At 71.6% G+C, this 2,331-nt stretch carries 2 protein-coding genes; both read left to right on the forward strand.

What is annotated here, in order from left to right; genetic code table 11:
• Nucleotides 1–1,716: adenylyl-sulfate kinase (gene cysC / locus QH283_RS27555; RefSeq protein ID WP_280505850.1), on the forward strand; the 1,716-nt coding region annotated here is incomplete at its 5' end.
• A 67-nt stretch (nucleotides 1,717–1,783) separates the two neighbouring features.
• On the forward strand, nucleotides 1,784–2,331 hold a 548-nt coding region (locus tag QH283_RS27560; protein ID WP_280505851.1), incomplete at its 3' end, for a dienelactone hydrolase family protein.

The following is a 2,331-nucleotide window of genomic DNA, read 5'->3' on the forward strand; positions in this document are numbered from 1 at the left end:
GAGCGGACCAGCCGCGCGCGTGGCGACGAGCAGACCGACCTGGCGCTGCTCACCGACGGCCTGCGCGCCGAACGCGAGCAGGGCATCACCATCGATGTGGCGCACCGCTATTTCGCCACGCCCGCACGGACGTTCATCATCGCCGACACACCGGGCCACATCCAGTACACCCGCAACATGGTCACCGGCGCCTCCACCGCCGACGTGGCGCTGATCCTGGTGGACGCCCGCACGGGAGTGATCGAGCAGACCCGCCGCCACGCCTTCCTGGCGAGCCTGCTCGGCGTCTCACACCTTGTGCTGTGCGTGAACAAGATGGATCTGGTGGACTGGTCCGGCGAGCGTTTCGCCGAGATCCGCGAGGAGTTCACCGGTTTCGCCGCCAAGCTCGACGTGCGCGATCTGGCCTTCATCCCGATCTCGGCGCTGCTCGGCGACAATGTCGTGCACCGAGGCGCGAACATGCCCTGGTACGAGGGCACACCGCTGTTGCACCACCTCGAGCAGGTGCACATCGCCTCCGACCGCAATCTGATCGACGCGCGCTTGCCCGTGCAGTACGTGACCCGCAGCCATGCCAAGGATTTCCGTGGGTATGCCGGCACCGTCGCCGGCGGGGTGTTCAAGCCAGGCGACGAGGTGCTGGTGCTGCCGTCGGGACTGTCGACCACGGTGGCCGCCATCTGGGGGCCCGGCGGCAAACCGGTCGCCCAGGCGTTCCCGCCCCAGGCGGTGACCCTGCAACTGGCCGACCATCTCGACATCTCGCGCGGCGACCTGATCTGCCGGCCCGCCAACCGTCCGCAGGCGGGCCGCGATCTGGACGCCATGGTCTGCTGGTTCGCCGAGGACGCCCGCCTCACCCCCGGCAGCCGCTACCTGCTCCAGCACACCACCCGCACCGTGCCCGCCGAGATCCGCGGCCTCGACTACCGCCTGGACGTCAACACCCTGCACCGGGACGAGAGCGCGGAGTCGTTGTCGCTCAACGAGATCGGCCGAGTCCGCGTGCACACCCGCAAGCCGCTGTTCTTCGACCCCTACCGGCGGCTGCGCGCCACCGGCAGCTTCCTGCTGATCGAGGAGAGCACCGGCGCGACCGTGGGCGCGGGCATGATCACCGGCCCCTCCCTGCCCGACACCCAGGTGGTCTGGCACGCCACCGCCGTCGGCCGCGGAGAGCGGGCCACCCGGGGGGCGACGGTCTGGCTCACCGGGCTGTCCGGGTCGGGGAAATCGACCGTGGCCGTGGAACTGGAGCGCCGCCTCGTCGCCGAGGGCCGCCCGGCCTACCTGCTCGACGGCGACAACCTGCGCCACGGCCTGAACGCCGATCTCGGCTTCTCCGCCGCCGACCGGGCCGAGAACGTCCGCCGGGTCGGCGAGGTCGCGCGGCTGTTCGCCGACGCGGGCGTGGTCGCGGTGGTCTCGCTCATCAGCCCCTATCGCGCCGACCGCGAACGAGCAAGGGCCGTGCACGAGGCCGCGGGCCTGCCCTTCCTCGAGGTCTTCGTCGACACCCCGCTCGAGATCTGCGAGGCGCGCGACCCGAAGGGAATGTACGCCAAGGCCCGTGCGGGCGAGATCCGCGGCTTCACCGGGGTGGACGATCCCTACGAGGCGCCCGAGCAGCCCGCGCTCGTGCTCCGACCACAGGACGGCGATCCCGCGGCCATGGCCAGAACCATCCTCGGGTTGCTCGACGAGATCGGCTGATCCAGCCGTATCGCGCCGGCCGGCGCGTGCCGAACCGGCTGTCCCACCCCGAACTATGCTGGCCGCGATGATCATCGAAAACATCGACATCCCCACCCCCGACGGGGTCTGCGACGCCCTCGTCGCCTTCCCCGGCACCGGCCCGCACCCCGGGGTGCTGCTGTACACCGACATCTTCGGCATCCGGCCGGTGATCGAGGATCTCGCCCGCGAGCTGGCCGGCCACGGCTACGTCGTGCTCGTGCCCAATGTGTTCTACCGGCACGGCCGCACGCCGGTGGCCGAGGTGCCCGAGTTCATCGGCGCGGACGCCCGCGACACGGTCGTCGCCCGGCTGCGGCCCCTGCTCACCGCGCACACCCCCGAGTTCGCCCTGCGCGACGCCGAGGCATATCTCGGTGTGCTCGCCGACCGCCCCGAGGTGGCCGACGGCCCCATCGGCGCGGTCGGTTACTGCATGGGCGCGGTGCTTGCCATGCGCACCGCCGCCGCCCACCCCGACCGGGTGGCCGCGGTCGGTGGCTTCCACCCCGGCCGCCTCTACACCGGCACCCCCGACAGCCCGCACCTGCGGTTCGGCTCGCTCACCGCGCGCGTGCACCTGGGCCTCGCCGA

The organism is Nocardia farcinica (assembly GCF_029867845.1).
Taxonomy (GTDB): domain Bacteria; phylum Actinomycetota; class Actinomycetes; order Mycobacteriales; family Mycobacteriaceae; genus Nocardia; species Nocardia farcinica_A.